We start from the raw sequence: 21,617 nt of genomic DNA, 5'->3' as shown, positions 1-21,617 counted from the left end.
AAGGCAGAATTCACCAACAGCTCCTTCGAGGAGCCAGCCAGCCCCTCGAGGAGCCAGGAAGGGTAGCGATGATTTTCACCCGTAGGTTCGGTGCTCTGGCGGCGCGTCCGCAGTTCCCGGATGCCCCGGAGCTGCAGCAGGAGCTCGACCTCGACGTCGAGCTGGCCAAGCTGATCGACGACGAGGACGGCGCGAAGGCGAACGAGTCCGCCGCCTGACCACAACGCGCCGCACGTTGAGGCGCTCGAACAACATATGTCAGGTGTTGGCACTTGGTAGACTGTCTACCAAGTGCCAACATAGTTCCGGGAAGGACCTCATGACCACCATCAGCGCAGGTACGGATGTCTCTCCCGGTGTGCGGCACGTCAAGCGGCCGACGCCGCTGCGCGAGTCCGTGTACGAGGCCCTGACCGAGATGATCATCGACGGTACTCTCGAGCGCGGCAGGCACCTGGTCGAGGTCGAGCTGGCCGGCATGCTCGGCGTCTCCCGCCAACCGGTCCGCGAAGCGCTCCAGCGGCTCAACAACGAGGGCTGGGTGGACCTGCGGCCCGGCTTCGGCGCGATGGTCCACGTCCCGGCCGAGGATGAGGTCGACCAACTGCTGGCGGCCCGTGCGGCGCTGGAGTCCGAGTCCGCCCGGCTCGCGGCCCGGCATGCCACCAAGGACGACGTGGCCAAGCTCAAGGAGCTCTGCAAGGTCGGTACGACGTACCAGGAGTCCGGCGACATCGACGGCGCCGTACGGACGAATGGCGAGCTGCACAGCCTGATCACGCAGATGTCCGGCAATCGGTTCCTGGTGGACTTCGCCGCCCAGGTCGACCGCCGGGTCCGCTGGTACTACACGCCCGTCGCCCCGGTCCGCGGTGCCGCGTCCTGGCGGGAGCACAACCGGCTGGTGAAGGCGATCGGCGACGGCGACGAGGACAAGGCCGCGCAGATCATGCGCGAGCACACCGAACACACCCGCAAGGCCTACCACGACCTCCAAGCCGCCACCGCCAACGAACCCACCACCCCAGCGCCGACCACGACGCGCCCACGACGCCGCCGTACGACGAACTGACACACCAGTGCCCGCGACCCCGAGGGATCGCGGGCACCACCTCACGCCGACTTGCGAGCCTTGAAGGTGCTGGCGAGATGGACGTATTGCTCGACCGTACGGCGTGCGTAGACGTTGTGATCGAGGATGCGCGGCCACCAGTGGCGGCCGAGTTGTTCGTGCATCCACAGGAAACCGATCGCGAAGCCCATGCTCACCAGTGCGCGGAAGGCCAGGAACTTCCACGGCTCCGGCGGCAGCCCCGGTGAACCGGTGACCACCCACGCGGTCACCACCGAATGCACCAGCAGAGCTAGCGGAAACCCGATCACCCAGTACACCGCGGCCGGTGCGAACACCCCGGCTGGAACCTTGCCGAACCCGATCAGTACGGCGTATCCCGCACCGAACACCATCAACGGAAGCCCCAGCCCGAGGCCCGTCACCACGGCCCAGCCAAAGGGCTGACCGACGAACGCGGCCAGCCCTCCGGCGATCAGCCCCGCTGCGGCGCCGACCGAGGCGGCCGGGACCGAGAACTCCGCGAGTTGCTTCACCTCGACAGCCATCTCAGCCCACAACCACGCCGAAGCGAACCAGGCTGTAGAACAGCAGGCCGAGGTAGAACACCGCGCCGAAGCCGATGATCACGTTGCGCACCGGCCCGGGCCGGATCGGCTTGGGCAGCAGCTTGTTGTTCACCAGGAGCAACACGACGCAGTAGGCGCCCATCGCGAACGTGGACAGGAAGGCGAGGATGTCCAGGATGCCGGCCGGACCGTCGGCCGGGCCGAACAGCAGGATCAGGATCCCGAAGGTGATCACGCCCCAGAGGAATCCGGCGTACAGCCTCGACATCGAGAACCGCTTGGCTCCCGGCACGAAGTAGTACGTCATGTCCGCCTGGCCGCGGGAGAACGAGTCGAACAGACCGAGGGTCGCGTTCAGCCCGATCAGCGCGATGAAGCCGAAGAACAGCGTGCCGAGGATCGGGCTGCCGGCGGAGGCGAACGCATCCGACATCGCCTTCAGCGCGGCCTCCCGGTCGCCGCCCTCGATCAGCCCGGCAACATCCGGATTCGTCCTGGCCGCCGACATCGCCAGTACGGTGAACGAGATCGTCACCAGCATGGTGATGCCCCAGAAGAGCAGCAGTGCGTCGAAGGTGACCCACTTGCGCCAGCCCTTCCACTTCTGCATCTCCGCCGGGTCCGACGTGTCGAACATGAACCCGCGCGACGGCATCGACTCGGCCTCGGCGGCCGCGCGCAGACCGCGGATCTTCGGGATGTGGGCACCCATGCCGGCCCCGCTGTCGCGGAGCTGCAGGGTGTACCACATCTGCTGCATCCCGGACGGGCCGGCGAACGCGATCGACCCGACCACGATCGGGAACCACGCCTCCGACAGGGCCTTGTCCGGGAAGTACCCGAACGCGAACATGCCCGAGAGCGTGTTCCCCAGATCGTCCCAGCTGCCGACGATCGCCGCGATCACCGACGTACCGACGACCAGCAGGCCGATCAGCAGGCCGAGCAGTTTCTCCAGGAAGTTGTAGATCACCGACAGCATGCTGAACAGCACGCCGACGAAGATCAGCGCGACACAGGCCGTCGCCTGCCACGGTATGCCGCTGACTTCCTCGAACGCGGCGGCGCCGGCGGACAGATGGCCGGGCCACATATAGATCAGGATCGCCGCGACGTAGAAGAACCACATCAGCGGTTTGAAGATCCGGGCCGCGCCGAAGAAGATGCTCTCCCCGGTCGCCATCGCGTACCGGGCCATCTCCAGCAGCACGAACGCCTGCAGGGTGACGCCGACCATGAACAACCAGCGGATGTCCGGCCCGAACACCAGGACGAGCCGGGGCCACATGTAGGACTCGCCCATGCCGACGCCCAGCGCGACCAGGAAGACGGTCGGACCGAGGATGTGCAGCGAGGGCGGAGCGTCCGGAAGTTTCCGGATCGGCATCGGTTCGAGCCGGCCCGCGCGCCAGACCCGCTCGGTCACAGCCGTCGCGGTCGGCTCTTCGGGTACTTCTGAGGTCTTGCGTGTGACGTCCAAGGCGGACTCCTAAGATCGACGCCAACTCTTGCTACCGCTCCCCCGTGCGTTCCCCCCTTTCCCAAGGCATTTCCGGCTTCTTCCATCCAGCGTTCATGAACCGAGCGAGCCCGCGTTCCGGGCCCAGCGGTACTTGGCACCGAGCACCTGGACCGGCGTCTCGGTGGTGTACGGGTAGGCGACCACACCGTGGTCGAACAGGTACTGGCTGGCTTCCTCGACCTCGACGTCACCGGACAGCGAGGCGACCACCGGCTTGTCGATGCCCTTGGCGCGGTACTCCTCGACCACTTCGGCGACGAGCTTCGCGAAGACCATCGGCGGCGTCACGATCGTGTGCCAGTAACCCAGGATCAGCGCGTGGATCCGCTCGTCGGACAAGCCCAGCGCGATCGTGTTCCGGTACGTCGACGGCGGCTCGCCCCCGGTGATGTCGACCGGGTTGCCGGAGGCACCGAACGGCGGGATGAACTTCTTGAACGCCTCGTCCAGATCGGCCGGCATCGACATCAGCGTCAGCCCGTTGTCCACACAGGCGTCCGACAGCAGTACGCCGGAACCGCCCGCGCCGGTGATGATGACGACGTTCTCGCCCTTCGGCGTCGGCAGCAGCGGGATGCCGCGCGCGTACTGCAGCATCTCGTTCAGCCCGGGCGCCCGGACCACGCCGCTCTGCCGGAGGATGTCGTCGTACACCTTGTCGTTGCCGGCCAGGGCGCCGGTGTGCGAGCTGGCCGCCCGCGCGCCCATGTCGGTCCGGCCCGCCTTCAGCACGACGACCGGCTTCTGCTTCGACACCCGGGCCGCCGTCTCGGCGAACGCCCGGCCGTCCTTCAGGTCCTCCAGGTGCATGGCGATCAGGTTGGTGTTGTCGTCGGCCTCGAAGAACGTCAGGAGGTCATCCTCGTCGATGTCGGCCTTGTTACCTACCCCAACGATCGCCGAGACCCCCATCCGGCTGGACCGGCTGAAACCAAGGATCGCCATCCCGATCCCACCGCTCTGCGACGACAGCGCCACGCTGCCGCGGACGTCGTACGGCGTGCAGAAGGTCGCGCACAGGCTCTCCGGCAGGTAGTAGTAGCCGTAGATGTTCGGGCCGAGGATGCGCACGTTGTGTTTGCGGGCGATCGCGACGACCTCGTCCTGCAGCTCCTGCTCACCGGTCTCGGCGAACCCGGACGGGATCAGGATCGCCCCGGCCACACCTTTCTGCCCGCACTGCTCGAGCGCCCTGCCGACGAACTTCGCCGGTACGGCGAACACCGCGACATCCACGTCACCCGGCACGTCCGTGATCGACGGGAACGCCTTCAGCCCCAGGATCTCGTCTGCCTTCGGGTTGATCGGGTAGATGTCGCCCTGGTAGCCGCCGTTGACCAGGTTCTTCATCACCGAGTTGCCGATCTTGCCGGTCTCGTTCGAGGCCCCGATCACCGCGACCGCGCGCGGCTTCATGATCCGGGTCATCCCGGTCAGGATCTCCTCCTGGCTGTACCGCTCGACCGGCTTACCGGCCTCGGCGTCGACGATGATCCGGAAGTCCACCGCGGTGGCGCCGTCCGGCCCGGCCAGCACCGGGTTCAGATCCACCTCGGCGAACTGCGGGAAGTCGGTGACCAGGTCGGACAGCCGCTGAATCAGATCGGTCAGCACATCCTTGTCCACCGGCTTCGCGCCGCGGACGCCGTCCAGCATCTCGTGCGCACCGATCCCATCCACCATCGAACGCGCCTCATCGGCGGTCAGCGGCGCCAGCCGGAAGGTGACGTCCTTCAGCACCTCGACCAGCACGCCGCCCAGCCCGAACGCAACCACCTTGCCGAAGGTCGGATCGGTGACCGCGCCGACGATGACCTCCTGCACGTCACCGCCGGTCACCAGCATCTTCTGCACCTGGACACCGGTGATGTCGGCATCAGGCTTGTAGGCCTTCGCATTGTCGACAATCCGCGCGAAGGCTTCCAAGGCGGCCTGCGACGAATCCACACCGACCACGACACCGCCGGCGTCGGTCTTGTGCAGGATGTCCGGCGAGACGATCTTCAGCACGACGGGGAAGCCGATCTCCGCCGCGAGGGCAGCGGCTCCCTCGGCAGTCGTGGCCAGACCCTCGCCCGGCGTCGGGATGCCGTACGCGTCCGCGACCAGCTTGGCCTCGGGCGCGCTCAGCGAGGTGCGGCCGTCCGCGAGAGCCTGGTCGAGGATGGTCTGGACTGCTGCCTTGTCATAGGTCATGCGGATAGCTCCAATTCAAGTCAGATGACGCCGGCGGCTTTGAGTTCCTCGAGTTCGGCGGTGTCGATGCCGAGCGAGCCGTAGATGACGGAGTTGTGCTCACCGAGACCCGGCGAGGTCTCGACCTGGACCGGGGAGTCGGACAGCTTGATCGGGCAGCCGACCGTCTTGAAGCTGCCGCGCTGCGGATGCTTGACCTCGACCACCGCACCGAGGTCGGCCAGCGTCTCGTCCTCGATCAGCTCGCGGGTGGACATGATCGGCCCGCACGGCACGTTCAGCGCGTTGAGCTTGTCCATCACCTCGAACTTGGTGTGCTGCTCGGTCCACTGCTCGATCAGCGCGAACATCTTGTCCAGCTTGTCCAGCCGCGCCGCCGGCGTCGCCCAGTCCGGGTCCTCGGCCAGCTCTGGCCGGCCGATCAACTGAGCGATCGGAGCCCAGCCGGGCGGCTGCACGATCACGTAGATGTAGTCGTTCGGTCCCCCCGGTGCGCACCGCAGCGCCCAGCCGGGCTGACCGCCGCCGGAGGCGTTGCCGGACCGCGGCACCTCGTCGCCGAAGTGCTCGTTCGGGTACTCGCGGAGTGGTCCATGCGTGAGCCGTTGCTGATCACGCAGCTTCACCCGGGTCAGGTTGAGCACAGCCTCCTGCATCGCCACAGTGACTCGCTGGCCCTTGCCGGTGTGCGTCCGCTGGAAGAGTGCGGCCAGGATGCCGGCGACCAGGTGGATGCCGGTGCCGGAGTCACCGATCTGCGCGCCGGTCGCGGTCGGCGGGCCGTCCTCGAATCCCGTCGTACTCATGGCGCCGCCCATCGCCTGGGCGACCACCTCGTAGGCCTTGAAGTTCTCGTACCGGCCGGGACCGAAGCCCTTGATCGAGGCGAAGATCAGCCGTGGGTTGAGCAACTGCAGCCGCTCCCAGGTGAAGCCCATCCGGTCGATCGCGCCGGGGGCGAAGTTCTCCACCAGGATGTCGGCGTCCTTCACCAGGTCGGTGAAGATCTCCTTGCCGCGGTCGGACTTCAGGTTCAGCGTGATGCTGCGCTTGTTGCAGTTCAGCATGGTGAAGTACAGGCTGTCGGCGTCCGGCAGGTCGCGCAGCTGCTGCCGGGTGATGTCACCGGTGGGTGCTTCGAGCTTGATCACGTCCGCACCGAGCCACGCCAGGATCTGCGTGCAGGACGGTCCGGACTGCACATGGGTCATGTCGAGTACGCGGACACCTTCGAGGGCCCTCTGAGAAGACATGCAGGTCCTCCTACTTGTACATGGTCTGGTTCATGGTTCCGGGGGCGTACGCGTCGGGATCGACCCACACGTTGATCAGCGACGGCAGTCCCGACTCGCGAGCGCGCTGCAGGGCCGGCCCGATGTCCTTGGGGTCGCGGACCTCCTCGCCGTATCCGCCGAGCATCCGCGCGAACTCGTCGTACCTGACATCGCCGAGGGTGTTGCCGATGCGGCCGCGGGACTGGCCGTACTTCGCCTCCTGGCCGTAGCGGATCTGGTTCATCGAGGAGTTGTTGCCGACCACCCCGACGAACGGGAGGTTGAAGCGGACCAGGGTCTCGAAGTCCCAGCCGGTCAGCGAGAAGGCGCCGTCGCCGAAGAGCGTGACCACTTCCTTCTCCGGCTGCGCGTACTTGGCCGCGAGTACGAACGGAATACCGACGCCGAGCGTGCCGAGCGGGCCCGGGTCCATCCAGTGGCCGGGCGACTTCGGCTGGACCACGCCGCCGGAGAAGGTGACGATGTCGCCGCCGTCGCCGATGTAGATCGAGTCCTCGGTCAGGAACTCGTTGATCTCGTGCGCGAGCCGGAGCGGGTGGATCGGGTTCGCGTCCGACAGCTGCCGCGGCAGCCGCTTCTGGTACGACGCGTCCTCCTCGGCATGGAGCTCCGCGAACCAGGCCTTGCGATCCGCCTTCCGCAGCCGGCCCGACGCCGCTTGAGTGACCGCGGCCAGGATCGCGCCCGGGTCACCGACCAGGCCGAGGTCGATGTCACGGTTCTTGCCGACAGTGCGGTAGTCGAGGTCGATCTGGACCACGGTCGCGGACTTCGGCAGCCGGCGGCCGTAGCCCATCCGGAAGTCGAACGGCGTGCCGACGATCAGGATCAGATCGGCGTTGTTGAACGCGTATCGCCGGGACAGGTGGAAGTGGTGCGGGTCGCCGGGCGGCAGCGTCCCGCGCGCCGCGCCGTTCATGTACGCCGGAATGTCCAACTGCCGGGCGAATTCGACAGCAGCGTCCGAGCCGCGGGAGGTCCAGACCTGGCTGCCGAGCAGCACGACCGGCTTCTCGGCCCGGACCAGCAGATCGGCCAGCGCCTCGATGCTCGCCGGGTCGCCGATGCTCTTGGTGGAGGCGCGGTACCGGCCGGCCTCCGGGACGGTCGCCTGGTCGACCGGGACCGAGTTGTCCAGGCTGTCGCGCGGGATCTCCAGAAAGGACGGGCCGGGGGCGCCGTTGAAGCATTCCCGGAACGCCATCGACACCATGTCGGCGACTCGAGCCGTGTGTGGCACGGTCGCGGCGAACTTGGTGATCGGCGTCATCATGTCGACGTGCGGCAGGTCCTGCAGGGACCCCATCTTGTGCTGGTTCAGCGCGCCCTGGCCGCCGATCAGCAGCATCGGGCTCTCGGCCCGGAACGCGTTCGCGACCCCGGTGACTGCGTCCGTCGTACCAGGGCCGGCGGTGACGACGGCGCAGCCGGGCTTGCCGGTCACCCGTGCGTACCCGTCGGCCGCGTGCGCCGCGACCTGCTCGTGCCGTACGTCAACCACCGCGATGCCCTCGTCGACACAGCCGTCGTAGATGTCGATGATGTGGCCACCGCAGAGGGTGAAGATCACGTCGATGCCTTCGGCCTTGAGGGCCTTGGCCACTAAGTGACCACCTGAGATGGTCGCCGGCTCGTTGACCTCTGCGACTGGGTGGGTCTCCGACACTGTCTGGGCCATCTGCAGTCATCTCCTCAGGAGGGGCCGTCGTGCGCCCCAGATCTATGAAAGCGCCGTGAATGTAGATTGCATACCGTATGGTGTAGTCGTAGTCTTATCGCACGCCCCCACGGTTGTCCAGAGCTCGACGCTTCAGGAGCTGCGATGACGATTCACGATGAACTCCACCGAACCCGCCAAGCCCTGCAGGCGCTGGAGAAATCCCTTGTGGCGTTGAGGAATCAGCTCGGCGCGCATCTCGACGTACTGCGTCTGCTGGACGACCTCGACCGGTGCCGGACGGACCTTCGCCGGCTCGAAGGTCAGCTCCGCCCGTCCCGGCGGCACGAGCTGGTGGCGATCCCGGACGGCGACTACGACGAAAGCTTCTGGGCCGACGCCGAACACGAAGGCCTGGGCCGCCGGGCACTGTGAAGGCACTGCTTCAACAGTTGCCTCAGACGTACGTCGCGGTCACCGTTCGAAACTCGAGCAGTGACCGCGACGGCTTCCGCGGCGTGTTCGGTCGCGACGAACGTCCGGTAGAACGGCTCACTCCACCCGAACCGGCCGAGCACAGGAAGCCAGAACCGTGCCGGTCCCGCCGGCTCCCCGCGCCCATCCAGTAAGTGGATCGCGGTCTGATGTGCCTTCGCGAGCCTGATCCGTTCATCCTTGGTCATCTCGCCACCGGCCAGCGCCGTAGACACACACAGCGCGACCACGCGGGCGGACGGTTCGAAGCCGGGCTGCGCGGTGCCGATGAAGCTCGATGCCAACGGCAGCAGCGCCCGGCGACCGGCAGACGTGCTGTGATCGTGAACAGCCCTTGCCACCGCACTCAGCGTGGGATGCACGCAGGTCGGGCGATCCGTCCATGGTTCCCGGGCCAGCTTCGACACCAGCTCCATCACACACGGATCCGGCCTGGCGACCTTTCCGTAGCCGCTCACTCGCCCGACCCCGCGACCGGCGTACCCAACTGAGGCCGAACCGGCAGCGCAGGTCGTCCAGGCTGTTTCAGGAACCGCACAGTCAAAGCAGTCAGTACGCCGAGCAGGCCGGCGCCGAGGAACAACGGTCGATAACCCACCGTCGCAACCAAGGATCCAGCCACGCCGACGCCGACCAGTCCGCCGACGGCCTTCGCGGAGTACAGGATCGCCTGGTTCTGCAGCAGGCTGTTCTCGCCGAAGAACTCGAGCACCAGGTTCGCCATGATCGCGTAGAACGCGCCGCCGCCGAGTCCGGCGAACATCGCGCACACCACGAACGCCCAGCCCGCACCCGCCTCACCGGCGACGACGAGGCCGACGTGGGTGAACCCCTCGATCATCAGTACGGCGGCCAGCACCCGACGCCGGCCGAACCGATCCGACAGATGCCCGGCGAACGACCGGCCAAGACCGTTGACCGCGGCAAGCATTCCGGCAGCGAAGCCGGCCACCGCGACCCCCAGCTCCGCGGTGACGGCATAGCTCACGACGAACGCGATGCCGAACAACGACAACGCCGTACTCAACGCCAGAGTCAGCCACATCAACGGCAGCGCGCCGGTGCGCATCGCCTCGGCCGGCCGGTAGTGCCGGACCGCGGGCGCGTTGTGCGGGATGCTCCGGTTCAGCTTCCGGTCGATCGCCCATGCCTGCGCATCGAGCTCCGCCGGCCACCAATGCCGCGGCGGATCCTTCAGCAGTCCCCCAGCAGTCAGTACGACGACAACGGCGACGACCGCGGTGAGGTCGAACACGAGCCGCTGTCCATTTGCTGACTGGATGATTGTCAACAATGCGATGCTCGGCACCGCGCCAACGGCGAAGCCGCCGGTGACAAAGCCGATCGTGGCGGTGCGCCGATCCGGGAACCAGCGCGCGGCCGTGGTGATGCAGGCGGCGTACACCAGACCAGCGCCGGCTCCACCGATCACGGCGTAGCCGACGAGCACGAGCGGATAGCTGTCGGCGTGGGCGAGCGTCACCATGCCGATCACCGCGAGCAGTCCACCGGCGACGACCAGCTGGGTCGGCGTGGCCCGGCGTACTCGCTGGATCCAGGCGGCCGGGATCGCGATGAGGGCTTGGCAGGCGATGAAGACAGCGAGCAGCCACATGGTCGCGACGACATCCCAGCCACGTCCGTTCTGCAAACCGATGGCGGCCGAGCCGAAGGAGTACTGCAGTGGGCTGATCGCGACCATGCACGCCCAGGTCGCCCACAGTTGCCAGCGCCGGGAGTGTCCGGTCAGATCCCTCGCATCCTCACCGATGCGGTACTGCCGGCCGTAGACGTCACGCACGTCCCGGGGCGGTGGAGTCGCGTGGTTCATCGTCGCCTCCTGACTACTGCATACCGTATGGACCTTTGGTACTCCACCGTCCGGCGGCTGTCCAGACCTGGGGTGTTGCGGATCAGGCCTTGTGACGCGATGTGCATACAGCATACAGTCGCCATGAGACAGCGATCCTGACCGGGAGGCTTCCGTGGATCTGATGGAGTACCAAGCCAAAGAACTCTTCGCCCGGTACGGCGTCCCGGTGACGCTCGGCCGGGTGATCGAAGACCCGGCCGATGCCGAGTTGGCCGCCGCCGAGCTGGGCGGTCGCGTCGTGGTCAAGGCACAGGTGAAGACCGGCGGCCGCGGCAAGGCCGGCGGGGTCAAGCTGGCAACCTCCCCCGAGGACGCAGTGGGCAAGGCGTTCGAGATCCTCGGCATGGACATCAAGGGCCACACCGTCCACCGCGTGCTGCTCGCACTGGCCGCCGACATCGCCGAGGAGTACTACTTCTCCTACCTGATCGACCGCGCGCAGCGCAGCTACCTCTGCATCGCCAGCACCGAAGGCGGCGTCGAGATCGAGGAGGTCGCGCACACGAACCCGGACGCGATCGCCAAGATCCCGATCGACCCGGCCGTCGGCGTCGACGAAGCGAAGGCCGCCGAGATCGTCGCGGCTGTTGGCTTTCCGGCCGGCGCCGAGGACGTCGTACGGAGGCTGTACGACGTCTTCATCAGCGAGGACGCCTCGCTCGTCGAGGTGAACCCGCTGGTCAAACTGGCGGACGGCTCGCTGGAGGCTCTCGACGGCAAGGTGACGCTGGACGAGAACGCGTCGTACCGGCATGCCGACCACGCCGGGTTCGAGGACAAGGCGGCCGCGGATCCGCTCGAGGCGGCAGCACAGGAGAAGGGCCTCAACTACGTCAAGCTCGACGGCTCGGTCGGGATCATCGGCAACGGCGCCGGGCTGGTGATGTCGACCCTCGACGTCGTCGCGTACGCCGGTGAGCCGTACGGCGTGAAGCCGGCGAACTTCCTCGACATCGGCGGTGGCGCCTCCGCCGAGGTGATGGCGAACGGCTTGGGCATCATCCTCGGCGACACGCAGGTGCGCAGTGTCTTCGTGAATGTGTTCGGCGGGATCACGGCCTGCGACGCGGTCTCCAACGGGATCGTGCAGGCGCTCGCGTTGCTGGGCGACCAGGCCGACAAACCCTTGGTGGTCCGGCTGGACGGCAACAACGTCGACGAAGGCCGCCGGATCCTTGCCCAGGCCAACCACCCGCTGGTGACCGTGGTCGACACCATGGACGGCGCCGCCGCCCGGGCCGCCCAACTCGCCGCACAGAACTGAGAGGGGTCGACAGATGGCGATCTTCCTGACCGAGCAGAGCCGGGTCGTCGTGCAGGGCATGACCGGCTCGGAAGGCACCAAGCACACCAGCCGGATGCTTGCCGCAGGCACCAATATCGTCGGCGGCGTGACTCCGGGCAAGGGCGGCCAGTCGGTCGACTTCGCAAAGCGGTCGATCCCCGTCTACGGCTCCTGCGCCGACGCGGTGAAGTCGACGAGTGCCGACGTGTCGGTGATCTTCGTGCCGCCACGCTTCACCAAGGGCGCGGTGATCGAGGCCGTCGACGCCGGGATCCCGCTGGTGGTCGTGATCACCGAGGGCGTGCCGGTGCACGACACCGCCGCGTTCTTCGCCGCCGCGCAGGCTTCCGGCACCACCCGGATCATCGGCCCGAACTGCCCAGGCATCATCAGCCCAGGACGAGCCAACGCCGGCATCATTCCCGCGGACATCGCGGGGCCTGGGCGGATCGGGCTGGTCAGCAAGTCGGGCACGCTGACCTACCAGATGATGTACGAACTGCGCGACTTCGGCTTCTCCACCGCGATCGGTATCGGCGGCGACCCGATCATCGGTACGACGCACATCGACGCGCTGCAGGCGTTCCAGGACGACCCGGACACCGACGCGATCGTGATGATCGGTGAGATCGGTGGTGACGCCGAGGAGCGGGCGGCCGCGTTCATCAAGGAGAACGTGACCAAGCCGGTCGTCGGTTACGTGGCCGGCTTCACCGCGCCGGAGGGCAAGACGATGGGTCACGCGGGCGCGATCGTGTCCGGCTCGTCCGGTACGGCGGCCGCGAAGCAGGAGGCCCTCGAAGCCGCCGGTGTCCGCGTCGGCAAGACACCGACCGAAACCGCCACCATGATGCGCCACGCCCTGGCCCTCGCCGTTTGATGGGTCCGCCCACGACGTTGTGGGTTCCCCGTCGGCATACGGGCGGGGAACCCACAATTTGAAACGGTGACCAGTCAAATGGTGGTGGGTCGACCAGTCAAATGGTGGGTCGGCGCGGTGAGGGTGGGGCGGTGCTGCTGCGGACGACGAGTTTGGTCGGTACGGCGACTGGGTCGTGGTGGTGTTCACCGGCTTGGATCTCGTGGATGAGCGCGTCGACGCTGAGCCGGCCGACATCCACGAAGTTCTGCAGGATCGTGGTCAGCGGCGGCCAGAAGTGCGCAGACTCCTCCATGTCGTCGAAGCCCACCACGCTCACGTCATCCGGCACGACGCGACCTCGCTCGTGCAGCGCGCGGAGGACGCCGAGCGCCATCTGGTCGTTGGCGGCGAACACGGCGGTCACGTCAGGGTTTGCTGCCAGCTTCCGGCCGGCTTCGTACCCGGAGCTCGGCGTCCAGTCACCGTCGAGAACCGGCGGTACCTCACGACCGCGCTGCTTCAGGGTCAGCTCCCAGGACCGCTTGCGCCGGTCCGCCGCGAACGACGTCGGCGGGCCACTGACGTGCCAGACCGTCTCGTGGCCGAGATCCAGCAGGTGCTCAGTCGCCAGGCGCGCACCCTGGGCCTGGTTGCTGTCGACGATCGGGTAGTCGTAATGAGCGCTGGAGTCGACCACGACGACCGGCAACCCTTCGGGCAGCTGTACGCCGGCTTCGTCCAGCGTGTGCGCCTCGATCAGGATGATCACGCCGTCAACCGCCTGCTCCCCCAGGCGGCTGAAGGCGTTCGTCACCGCGCGCTGGTTCACGTCCAGCACGGGCAGCAGGTTGATCGTGTAGCCGCTGATGGTGGCTGCCGCGGCGACGGCGTCGAGGGTCCGCGTCGTACCGAAGCTGGACAGCTCGAAGACGATCACGCCGATGCTGCGGAACTCCCCGTTACGCAGCGCCCGGGCGGCACTGTTCGGCCGGTAGCCGAGCTCACGCATGGCTGCCTGCACCCGGTCCCGGGTGGCCGAGTCGACGTTGTGCCGCTCGTTCGCCACCCGTGAAACCGTCTGCCCGGACACCCCGGCCAGCCGGGCGACATCGGCCATCGACGGGCCGCGCCGTCGCCGTACCGGCGGCTCCTCCGCTGACATCGGCACCCTCCTCGCTTGTGCCCACACTGTAGACATGTTGACGTAAACACGCTAGCGTCTCGCCGACGATGTTGACGTCAACATCGGGCGCGTCGGGCGGCGCGGGACAGCGAGAAGGAGGTCGACGGACGCATGGCGGAGTCCGTTGCGGCAGGGCGGGTCACCGCCCGAAAGCGCAGAGTACACAAGGACGCCAAAGGGTGGGTGTTCGTCGGTCCGTTCCTGGCCGTGTTCGCGCTCACGTTCCTGGCCCCGATCGGGTACGCGATCTATCTGAGCCTGTTCCGCGAGCAGGCGTTCTTCGGCGGCAACGTGTTCGTCGGCCTGGACAACTACGTCGAGGCGATCCAGGACTCGAAGTTCTGGGACGCGTTCGGCCGGGTGCTGGTGTTCCTGATCGTCCAGGTCCCGATCATGCTGATCCTCGCCCTGCTGGCGGCGCTGGCGATCGACAGCCTGCGGCTGCACGCCGCGGGCTTCTTCCGGATCGTGATCTTCCTGCCGTACGCCGTACCCGGCGTGGTGGCGGTGCTGATGTGGGGCTACATCTACGGCAACAACTTCGGCCTGGCCGCTGACCTCAACGACCTGTTCGGTACGACGGCCATCCAGCCGCTGAGCAGCCACTGGATGCTGCCGTCGATCGCCAACATCGTCACCTGGGAGTTCGTCGGCTACAACATGCTGATCTTCTACTCGGCGCTGCGGACGGTCCCCGGTGAGCTGTACGAGGCGGCCGCGATCGACGGCGCCGGGACGTTCCGGACCATCCGGGCGGTGAAGCTGCCGGCGCTGCGCGGCGCGATCGTGATCGCGACGATCTTCTCGATCATCGGCAGCTTCCAGCTCTTCAACGAGCCGAACATCCTGCGCACGCTGGCGCCGAACGTGATCACCACGTACTACACGCCCAACATGTACGCCTACAACCTGTCCTTCGCCGGGCAGCAGTTCAACTACTCCGCCACGATCGCGATCGTGATGGGCATCATCACCGCGATCATCGCGTACGTCGTCCAGCTGCGCGGATCCCGGGAGGCATTGTAATGAGCACCTCGACCGCCACCTTGACCCCGGCGACGGCCACGAGTACGACGACTACGCGCAAGAAGAAGACGGGTACGTCGCCACTGCGGCCCAAGCGTTCGCCTTTGCTGACCGGAGTGATGGTCCTCTACCTGATCTACACCCTGGTTCCGCTGCTCTGGCTGTTCATCAGCGCGACCAAGACGCAGAACGATCTGCTCTCCAGCCCGGGGCTGTGGTTCGGCAAGAGCTTCGCGTTCTTCACCAACATCAAGGACACGCTGACCTACAACGACGGCATCTTCCTGCGCTGGCTCGGCAACACCGTGCTGTACGTCGTCGTCGGCGCCGGCGGTGCGACGCTGCTCGCGACCGCCGCCGGATACGGCCTGGCCAAGTACGCCTTCGCCGGCCGCCGGGCCGTGTTCGCGGTGCTCCTGGGTGCGGTCGCCGTACCGGGGACCGCGCTGGCGGTGCCGACGTTCCTGATGTTCTCGAACCTCGGCCTGACCAACACGGTGTGGGCGATCATCATCCCGTCGCTGGTCAGCCCGTTCGGGTTGTACCTGATGTGGGTGTACGCGACCGACGCCGTACCGGTGGAGCTGCTCGAGGCGGCCCGGATCGACGGCGCCGGCGAGGTCCGGATCTTCTTCACCGTCGCGCTGCGATTGCTTGCCCCCGGCATCGTCACCACCCTGCTGTTCGCGGTGGTGTCGACCTGGAACAACTACTTCCTCCCGCTGATCATGCTCAGCAAGCCGAATCTCTACCCACTCACGGTCGGGCTCACCCAGTGGAGCAACCAGGCGACCGGCGTGGGTGCCCACCCCATCTACAACCTGGTGATCACCGGATCGTTGCTGACGATCGTCCCCTTGGTGGTCGCCTTCCTCCTGCTCCAGCGGTTCTGGCAGTCGGGTTTGAGCGCAGGCTCCGTCAAATAGGTCTTGGTCAAGTGAAAGGGAACAGAATGAAGTTCAATCGGCGCATCCGGCAGCTGGTGGTTGCCGGAGCCGCACTCACGGCGCTGGCGGTCGTGGCCGCCTGTGGCGGCGGCTCGGACAACTCCGGCAGTGGCAGCAGCGGCAGCGCGACCACCGGCTCCGTCGACGCCGTCGACGCCGCGCTCAAGGCGGGCGGCACCATCACTTACTGGACCTGGACGCCGTCTGCCGAGGCCCAGGTGAAGGCGTTCATGGCGCAGTACCCGAACATCAAGGTGAACCTCGTCAACGCCGGTACGGGCAACGACCACTACACCAAGCTGCAGAACGCGATCAAGGCGGGCTCGGGCGCTCCGGACGTGGCCCAGATCGAGTACCAGGCGCTCCCCCAGTTCGCACTCCCCGGCTCGCTCGTCGACCTGAACCAGTACGGCTTCAGCCAGTACGAGTCGGCGTACACGGCCTCGACCTGGGCGGCCGTCCACGCCGGCAACGGTCTCTACGGCCTGCCGCAGGACTCGGGCCCGATGGCGCTGTTCTACAACAAGCAGGTCTTCGACAAGTACGGCATCGCCGTGCCGAAGACCTGGGACGAGTACATCGCCGCGGCGAAGAAGCTGCACGCGGCCAACCCGAAGGCCTACATCACCAACGACTCCGGTGACGCCGGCTTCACCACCAGCATGATCTGGCAGGCCGGTGGCCAGCCGTTCAAGGCCGACGGCAAGAACGTCACCATCAACCTGCAGGACGACGGCTCCAAGAAGTGGACCAGCACCTGGAACCAGCTGGTCGAGGGCGGCCTGGTCTCGCAGATCCCGGGCTGGACCGACGAGTGGTTCAAGGCCCTCGGCGACGGCACCATCGCCACCCTGCCGACCGGCGCCTGGATGCCGGGCGTGATGGAGTCGTCGGTAAAGGCCGGCGCAGGCAAGTGGGCAGTCGCCCCGATGCCGACGTACGACGGTCAGCCGGCCACGGCTGAGAACGGCGGCAGCACCGAGTCCGTCCTGAAGCAGAGCGCCAACCCGGCGCTGGCCGCGGCCTTCGTCCGCTGGCTGAACCACGACGAGGGCGTCAAGCCGTTCCTCGCCAGCGGCGGCTTCCCGGCCACCACGGCGGACCTGAAGGACCCGGCTTTCGTGGACAAGGCGAGCACGTACTTCGGCGGTCAGAAGATCAACCAGGTGCTCACCGGCGCGGCCGACTCGGTCGTCAAGGGCTGGAGCTACCTGCCGTACGAGCTGTACGCCAACAGCATCTACGGCGACACCGTCGGCAAGTCGTACCAGTCCAAGTCCGACCTGAACACCGGCCTGAAGGCCTGGCAGGACGCCCTGGTTGCCTACGGCAACCAGCAGGGGTTCCAGGTCAACGGCTAGTTCACATGCTGGCAGCGGCCGGAATCCGGTCCGGCCGCTGTCATCCCCTTGCTTTGCTGAAAAGAGTGAGATGACCGAGTTCGCGATCGGTGAGTCAGACTTCCTTCTCGACGGAAAGCCTTTCCGGATTCTGTCCGGCGCGCTGCACTACTTCCGGATGCACCCGGACACCTGGGCCGACCGGATCGAGAAGGCCCGGCTGATGGGCCTCAACACTATCGAGACCTATGTGCCGTGGAACGCGCACAGCCCGGCTCCCGGCGTCTTCGACACCTCCGGGATGCTCGACCTCGAGCGGTTCCTGCGGGAGATCGCCGACGCCGGGCTGTACGCGATCGTCCGCCCCGGGCCGTACATCTGCGCCGAATGGGACAACGGCGGTCTGCCCGCCTGGCTGTTCCGCACGCCGGGGATGGGCGTGCGCCGCTACGAGCCACAGTTCATGACCGCTGTCCGTGAGTACCTGGATAACGTACTGCGGATTGTCCAGCCGCTGCAGGTGGATCAGGGCGGACCGGTCCTGCTCGTCCAGGTAGAGAACGAGTACGGCGCTTTCGGCGACGACCAGACGTATCTGAAGTCGGTGGCCGAGATCATCCGCAATGCCGGGACCACCGTTCCGCTGGTGACGGTCGATCAGCCGGTCGACGCGATGCTGGCGGCCGGCGGCCTGGACGGCGTACTGCGGACCGGATCGTTCGGATCGCGCGCTGACGAGCGGCTGGCGACGCTGCGGAAGCACCAGCCGACCGGGCCGTTGATGTGCATGGAGTTCTGGGACGGGTGGTTCGACCACTGGGGCGGACCGCACCACACGACCGGGGTTTCCGAGGCTGCGGCCGAGTTGGATGCGCTGCTGGCGGCCGGTGCCTCGGTCAACATCTACATGGTCCACGGCGGCACGAACTTCGGGCTGATGAGCGGGGCCAACGACAAGGGCGTGTACCGGCCGACGATCACGTCGTACGACTATGACGCCCCCTTGGACGAGGCGGGGAACCCGACGGCGAAGTTCCACGCCTTCCGGGAGGTGATCTCCCGGTACGCGCCTGTCCCCGACGTGGTCCCGGCGTCGGGGACGGCCGCGCCGGAGACTTCCGCGGCGCTCGGCTCGCCGATCCGGCTCCTCGCGGATCCTTCGGCCTGGGGTGCCGTCAGCGAGCACGCTTCGATGCCGACACTCGACGACCTGGACGCGCGCCTGGCGCTCTTCCAGACTTCCGTTGATGTCGACGGGCCGACGTTGTTGAGCGTTGATGAGGTGCGGGACCGTGCGTACGTGTTCCTGGACGGCGCTCCGCTCGGTGTGCTCGATCGCGAGCGGCACGACCGGGCGCTCATGCTTCCGCACGGTGGGCGGCTCGAGATCGTCGTCGAGGACCAGGGGCGGGTCAACTACGGGCAGCGCCTCGGTGAGCCCAAGGGTCTGATCGGTCCGGTCCAGCTCGGGTCTGAGGAGCTGCGCGGCTGGTCGGCGCGGGTGATCGACCTCGACGGCGTACCCGAGCTGTGGACTTCCTTGGACGGCGGCGGTCCGGCGCAGGATGCCCCCGGCGTCGGGCCGACTGCCTGGCGCGCCGGCTTCGACGTGTCCTCGCCGGTAGATCACTTCTTGTCGACCGTTGCCTGGGGCAAGGGGATCGCCTGGGTCAACGGCTTCTGCCTCGGCCGCTACTGGCGCCGCGGCCCCCAGGAGACGCTCTACATCCCGGGCCCGGTCCTACGCCCCGGCCGCAACGAACTCGTCGTACTGGAACTGGACGTAATGGCAGAACCAGCGGCGCACTTCGTCTCGGCCCTGTCCCTCGGCCCCCTCGAGCTCTAACCCCCGCCCTCCGGAGCCACACGGTGGCTTCAGTGGCGGCACCGAAGTAGCGCACGGTGGCTTCAGTGGCAGGAGGTGGAACAGGTGGGTCCGGCGTCGCTGTGGCCGGACCCACCTGGCTCAGGTAGAGGCCGGTGTCGAGGCTTGGGCTCGGGTCGGCGCCGGGGCTGAGGTCGGGGCGTGCGCCATGCCGACCTTGGTGGCGAGGAGATCGGCTACCGCGTGGACCGCGCGGAGGGTCGGTGCGGGGGTGCCGGTCAGATCGGCTAGCTCGACCACCGCGGCGAGGATGACGTCGAGTTCGAGTGGCTTGTCCTTCTCCAGGTCCTGCAGCATCGAGGTCTTGTGCTCGCCGACGCGTTCGGCGCCGTTGATGCGCTTGTCCACCGAGATGTCCGGGTGGCAGCCGACCGCGGCGGCGATCTCCAGCGTCTCCTCCATCATCAGCCGGATCATCGCCCTGGTGCCCTGGTGCTTGGCGATCTCCACCATCGTCGCCCGGGCCAGCGCGCTGATCGGGTTGAACGCCGCGTTGCCGAGCAGCTTGATCCAGATGTCCTTGCGGATGTCCTCTTCGACCGGGCACTTCAGCCCGCCCGCGACCATCGCCTCGCTGAAGGCCACACAGCGCTCGGACACCCCGCCGGCCGGCTCGCCGATTGAGAACCGGGTGCCTTCCAAATGCCGTACGACGCCCGGCCCTTCGAGCTCGGTCGAGCAGTACACGACGCACCCGATGGCACGGTCGAGCGCCAGTACCCGGGTGACCGAGCCGTCGGGGTCGACCGACTCGATCCGGCGACCGTCGTACGGGCCCTTCAGACCGTGGAAGTACCACCACGGGATCCCGTTCTGTGCCGCCACGACCACCGTGCCGTCGTGCAGCAACGGCTCGAGCAGCGGGCCGGCACTCGCATAGGAGTTGGCCTTCAGCCCGAGGAAGACATAGTCGACCGGCCCGACCTCGGCCGGGTCGTCGGTGGCCGGCGTCCGGGCATCGAAGTCGCCGCGCGGACTGAGCACCCGCACGCCGTACTCGCGGATCGCCTCCAGGTGAGCACCTCGCGCGATCAGATGAACCTCGGTCCCGCCGCGATGCAGCGCCGCGCCGACATAGGCACCGATCGCGCCGGCGCCAAGAACAGCAACTCTCATGGTCGTCCCACCTTCCGGAGGGGCTTGGTATACCGCATACAGTAGGCGGGAGCCCGAATGCGGTCAAGATCACATCCCCGGCAAGCGCTCGCCCATTTCCTGAGAGGTCCGCCCGTTCTTGAGAGGATGGCGGGAGGGCAGGCGGACATCGGGCTGGCGGAGCTACCGCCGTACCCGTTTGCGTGCGAATGCGGCCGGTCTGGGTGCTCGGCTTTTTGGTCGGGGACGCCGGATGAGTACGACGTACGGCGTGGCGACGGGTGGTTGTTGGTGTGCTGAGCGTGCTAGGGTCGGCGGTGGTTGCAGTTTTTGCAGTTCCACGTTCGTTGCGAAGCGCCCGCGGAGTGTAATCCGCCGGGCGTTTTCTCATTCCAGGCCTTGGTCTGTTGTGGGAGGGCTCGTTGCGGCAACCCGGGCGCCGGCACCCGTCGGGCCCGACCCGTGCCCATCATGGGCCCAAAAAGGAGTACAGCATGGCCAGCGGAACAGTGAAGTGGTTCAACGGTGAAAAGGGCTTCGGCTTCATCACCCAGGATGGCGGCGGCGCCGACGTGTTCGTCCACTACTCGGCGATCGCGACGGACGGCTTCCGGTCGCTCGACGAGAACCAGAAGGTCGAGTTCGACGTAGCCCAGGGCCCGAAGGGCCTCCAGGCGGAGAACGTCCGCCCGGTCTGAACCACCACTACGACAGGCCCGGCCATGCTTTGGCCGGGCCTGTTGTCATGTGCTCCAGAGGTACTCGCCGTCGTCCAGCTGGTCAGTGCGGCTGAGTCCTGCGGCCGCGGTAACTGCTGCTGAAGCAGCGTGGTCAGGGTGAACGTGGGCGATGATCCGCTCGACGCCGTGCGCCTTCAGCCAGGCGACGAGACCCAGCGCGGCCTCCTTGGCGAAGCCTCGGCCCTGCCAGTCCGTGCCGACGACCCAGGCGATCTCCGCCGTACTGCCAGTCACTGTCGCCTGTACGTAGCCGATGAGGTTCTCGCCGTGCTGGATGACCCAGTTGAGCCAGTGCTCGTCGGCACGCCCCGGTCCGTCGAGCTGACGGCGGTAGCGGGCCCCCAATGCCTCCGCGGCCGGCGGCTCGCCACCGGTGAAGGTGTAGAGGTCACCGGCAAGCACTGTCGCCATTTCCTCGGCGTACTCGACCCGCAGTGGTAGGCAGGACAGGCGGGCGGTGTCGAAGCTGGTGGCGATCACGGGTTTCTCCTATGTCAAGCCGCAGCCGGGAGGCTGGTTGTAGGTCGGCTGTGATGGTCGTTGGTGAGGTGGTTGAAGACGGTGCGTGCGAGGCG

The 21,617-nt window shown here is 67.2% G+C and carries 20 protein-coding genes; 10 read left to right on the top strand and 10 right to left on the bottom strand.

What is annotated here, in order from left to right; translation table 11 throughout:
* Positions 1–68 precede the first annotated feature (68 nt).
* Together EV646_RS39475 and EV646_RS24540 are read left to right on the top strand one after the other, a co-directional pair.
* Entirely contained in the window at positions 69–218 is a 150-nt protein-coding gene (locus EV646_RS39475) for a hypothetical protein (RefSeq protein WP_199237165.1), read from the top strand.
* A gap of 101 nt (positions 219–319) precedes the next feature.
* Entirely contained in the window at positions 320–1,072 is a 753-nt protein-coding gene (locus EV646_RS24540) for a GntR family transcriptional regulator (protein WP_132152474.1), read from the top strand.
* Between the two features lie 41 nt (positions 1,073–1,113).
* Here the strand turns inward: EV646_RS24540 and EV646_RS24535 are convergent, their stop codons facing one another.
* From EV646_RS24535 to EV646_RS24515, 5 genes are all read right to left on the bottom strand, one after another.
* Positions 1,114–1,620, bottom strand: a complete 507-nt coding sequence (locus tag EV646_RS24535; protein WP_132152472.1) for a hypothetical protein — start codon at positions 1,618–1,620, stop codon at positions 1,114–1,116.
* Position 1,621: 1 nt separating this feature from the next.
* Entirely contained in the window at positions 1,622–3,121 is a 1,500-nt protein-coding gene (locus EV646_RS24530; RefSeq protein WP_132152470.1) for an Nramp family divalent metal transporter, read from the bottom strand.
* Positions 3,122–3,214: 93 nt separating this feature from the next.
* Positions 3,215–5,359: an acetate--CoA ligase family protein gene (locus EV646_RS24525; RefSeq protein ID WP_132152468.1), complete on the bottom strand. Its 2,145-nt coding sequence runs from the start codon at positions 5,357–5,359 to the stop codon at positions 3,215–3,217.
* 20 nt (positions 5,360–5,379) lie between these two features.
* The gene (frc, locus tag EV646_RS24520) at positions 5,380–6,612 is read right to left on the bottom strand and encodes a formyl-CoA transferase (protein ID WP_132152466.1); all 1,233 of its coding nucleotides are present in this window, start codon (positions 6,610–6,612) and stop codon (positions 5,380–5,382) included.
* A gap of 10 nt (positions 6,613–6,622) precedes the next feature.
* Positions 6,623–8,332 (bottom strand): thiamine pyrophosphate-binding protein, encoded by a 1,710-nt coding sequence (locus EV646_RS24515; RefSeq protein ID WP_132152464.1) that lies wholly within the window; start codon positions 8,330–8,332, stop codon positions 6,623–6,625.
* A 144-nt stretch (positions 8,333–8,476) separates the two neighbouring features.
* Here EV646_RS24515 and EV646_RS24510 point away from each other — a divergent pair, with 144 nt between their 5' ends.
* A complete protein-coding gene (locus EV646_RS24510; RefSeq protein ID WP_132152462.1) occupies positions 8,477–8,746 on the top strand; it encodes a hypothetical protein in 270 nt (89 codons plus the stop codon).
* Here the strand turns inward: EV646_RS24510 and EV646_RS24505 are convergent.
* Together EV646_RS24505 and EV646_RS24500 are read right to left on the bottom strand one after the other, a co-directional pair.
* Positions 8,686–9,264, bottom strand: coding sequence for a hypothetical protein (locus EV646_RS24505; RefSeq protein WP_132152460.1), 579 nt, complete (start codon positions 9,262–9,264; stop codon positions 8,686–8,688). The two genes, EV646_RS24510 and EV646_RS24505, sit on opposite strands and share 61 nt — an antisense overlap.
* Positions 9,261–10,637: an OFA family MFS transporter gene (locus EV646_RS24500; protein WP_132152458.1), complete on the bottom strand. Its 1,377-nt coding sequence runs from the start codon at positions 10,635–10,637 to the stop codon at positions 9,261–9,263. The genes EV646_RS24505 and EV646_RS24500 overlap by 4 nt, the downstream gene beginning before the upstream one ends.
* A gap of 154 nt (positions 10,638–10,791) precedes the next feature.
* On the opposite strand from EV646_RS24500, the gene sucC reads away from it, so the two are divergent.
* Together sucC and sucD are read left to right on the top strand one after the other, a co-directional pair.
* Entirely contained in the window at positions 10,792–11,943 is a 1,152-nt protein-coding gene (gene sucC, locus EV646_RS24495; protein ID WP_132152456.1) for an ADP-forming succinate--CoA ligase subunit beta, read from the top strand.
* A gap of 13 nt (positions 11,944–11,956) precedes the next feature.
* Positions 11,957–12,844 (top strand): succinate--CoA ligase subunit alpha, encoded by an 888-nt coding sequence (gene sucD / locus EV646_RS24490; protein ID WP_132152454.1) that lies wholly within the window; start codon positions 11,957–11,959, stop codon positions 12,842–12,844.
* A gap of 97 nt (positions 12,845–12,941) precedes the next feature.
* Here the strand turns inward: sucD and EV646_RS24485 are convergent, their stop codons facing one another.
* Positions 12,942–13,988: a LacI family DNA-binding transcriptional regulator gene (locus tag EV646_RS24485; RefSeq protein ID WP_132152452.1), complete on the bottom strand. Its 1,047-nt coding sequence runs from the start codon at positions 13,986–13,988 to the stop codon at positions 12,942–12,944.
* A gap of 132 nt (positions 13,989–14,120) precedes the next feature.
* Here EV646_RS24485 and EV646_RS24480 point away from each other — a divergent pair, with 132 nt between their 5' ends.
* From EV646_RS24480 to EV646_RS24465, 4 genes are all read left to right on the top strand, one after another.
* Positions 14,121–15,035, top strand: a complete 915-nt coding sequence (locus tag EV646_RS24480) for a carbohydrate ABC transporter permease (RefSeq protein WP_132152450.1) — start codon at positions 14,121–14,123, stop codon at positions 15,033–15,035.
* 119 nt (positions 15,036–15,154) lie between these two features.
* Entirely contained in the window at positions 15,155–15,961 is an 807-nt protein-coding gene (locus EV646_RS24475) for a carbohydrate ABC transporter permease (protein WP_132153087.1), read from the top strand.
* 26 nt (positions 15,962–15,987) lie between these two features.
* Positions 15,988–17,343, top strand: coding sequence for an ABC transporter substrate-binding protein (locus EV646_RS24470; protein WP_132152448.1), 1,356 nt, complete (start codon positions 15,988–15,990; stop codon positions 17,341–17,343).
* A 70-nt stretch (positions 17,344–17,413) separates the two neighbouring features.
* Positions 17,414–19,168 carry a glycoside hydrolase family 35 protein gene (locus EV646_RS24465; protein ID WP_132152446.1) on the top strand — a complete coding sequence of 585 codons (1,755 nt, stop codon included), beginning with the start codon at positions 17,414–17,416 and terminating at the stop codon, positions 19,166–19,168.
* Between the two features lie 120 nt (positions 19,169–19,288).
* Here the strand turns inward: EV646_RS24465 and EV646_RS24460 are convergent, their stop codons facing one another.
* Positions 19,289–20,323 carry a 2-dehydropantoate 2-reductase gene (locus EV646_RS24460; protein WP_132152444.1) on the bottom strand — a complete coding sequence of 345 codons (1,035 nt, stop codon included), beginning with the start codon at positions 20,321–20,323 and terminating at the stop codon, positions 19,289–19,291.
* A 473-nt stretch (positions 20,324–20,796) separates the two neighbouring features.
* Here EV646_RS24460 and EV646_RS24455 point away from each other — a divergent pair, with 473 nt between their 5' ends.
* Entirely contained in the window at positions 20,797–21,000 is a 204-nt protein-coding gene (locus EV646_RS24455) for a cold-shock protein (RefSeq protein ID WP_132152442.1), read from the top strand.
* Positions 21,001–21,045: 45 nt separating this feature from the next.
* On the opposite strand, the gene EV646_RS24450 is transcribed toward EV646_RS24455, so the two are convergent.
* Positions 21,046–21,522: a GNAT family N-acetyltransferase gene (locus EV646_RS24450; RefSeq protein WP_199237164.1), complete on the bottom strand. Its 477-nt coding sequence runs from the start codon at positions 21,520–21,522 to the stop codon at positions 21,046–21,048.
* Positions 21,523–21,617 lie beyond the last annotated feature (95 nt).

It is taken from the genome of Kribbella antiqua (genome assembly GCF_004345665.1).
Classification (GTDB): domain Bacteria; phylum Actinomycetota; class Actinomycetes; order Propionibacteriales; family Kribbellaceae; genus Kribbella; species Kribbella antiqua.
The sequence above is the reverse complement of the archived record's forward strand: the minus strand, read 5'-3'. Positions and strand labels throughout refer to the sequence as shown.